Origin of the sequence: Thermophagus xiamenensis (genome assembly GCF_900112795.1) — a bacterium.
Classification (GTDB): domain Bacteria; phylum Bacteroidota; class Bacteroidia; order Bacteroidales; family Marinilabiliaceae; genus Thermophagus; species Thermophagus xiamenensis.
Genome location: NZ_FONA01000055.1, coordinates 1 through 1,393, shown reverse-complemented (window position 1 = coordinate 1,393; position 1,393 = coordinate 1). Strand labels below are relative to the sequence as shown.

General features: G+C 36.8%; 1 protein-coding gene. It reads right to left on the bottom strand.

The features are described 5' to 3' along the window. Positions 1 to 6 precede the first annotated feature (6 nt). Positions 7 to 1,311 (bottom strand): IS1380 family transposase, encoded by a 1,305-nt coding sequence (locus tag BM130_RS15100; RefSeq protein WP_074964429.1) that lies wholly within the window; start codon positions 1,309 to 1,311, stop codon positions 7 to 9. Between the last annotated feature and the right edge of the window lie 82 nt (positions 1,312 to 1,393).

The window sequence follows — 1,393 nt, the reverse complement described above, 5'->3', positions numbered from 1 at the left end:
CCCGGATTATGCATTAGAATAATTAAAAGGTGGACTTAGGCTTTCCACTTTCGCAAATATTCCGTCCATCCAGGGTCGCCTTTTTGCATTCAAAGCAATTTTTAATACCTTTTTATTAGCATGATTAGCAGTCCATGCTCCTAATGCAAAGCAATAGACTTTTAAAGTTGCTAAAGTGGCTTTATTGTGCGACTGTAAAGCAAAGTGACGGAATAAGCTCATTATATTATAAGCTACCATTATAAACCTAAATGAGGCTTCAGTAGCCCAAAAGTCTTTAAGACAAAAATTTTCTAAACCAAAGTCTTGTTTTAGCTCCTTAATTCTATTTTCACAATCAGCACGCGTATTATAAACGTTCCATATTGCGTCAAGTGGCAAATCCATATTGGTAACATAGCAACTGTATCTATATCCCGGAAGGTCTTCGAACAATAGTTTTCCCCCGGATTTAGGTCTCTTTTCTACTTCTTTTCTTACAACAATATATCTACGTCTTTTGCCTGCTTCGTGCTCAAAATACATTTGAGATACATCGATGCCATTACAAATAGAAACCCAATCATCAAGTCCATAGACTTCACTTTTAACATTGGGGTACATGCGTGTTGCAATAATATAATTGATTTTTCGCTGTTCGATATAGCTCAAAATCTCTTCTGTGTAAAACCCGCTGTCTGCACGAATTAATCCTATTCTTTTGGCTGATAATACATCTTCAATTGTTTCTTGTAAGAATGCTTTACAGCTGCTACTGTCTGCTGTATTTCCCGGGCGGAGCCAGGCATTGGCGACCATGCGTGTTTGACTCACAAAAGCCATTAATGGATGATGGGAATTACGACCACGTTTTAATGGGTTATATCCTTTGGCACTACCTTCCTGATTCCCAGCTCGAGTAATGACGGTGCTGTCAATATCTATAGTCAGGTCATTAACTTGAAGTTGTGAAAAAAACCACTTTTGCAATGAGGGGAAAACACTGGTATTGCGCTTTTGTGAGAATTTCCCAAAGAAACGACTGTAAGTGCTTTGAGATGGCATTTTATCCCAACCAAAAATCTCATGAAGCGTAGTATCATAACGTAACCAGTCTGCATGAATAAATCTTGATGCCCCGGTCCAAATACTTAACCAAAATGATTCTATAATGTGTGTTGGATCATAACTTCTGTTGGAACCTCTTTCCGGTAAATCTAATAAAGAAAGTTGCTCTCTTATTTTTATTGAATCAACAAAACGTTTCATTAAACTCATACCACCGAAGGGAGTCACTTTCTTATCTGTGTACTCAATTGGAAGGTTAACCATTTGGGTGAAAATTTAAAATTAAATATCGCCTTTAAAATTAATACTTTCAACACAATTATTAATTCCTATTACATAATCCGGG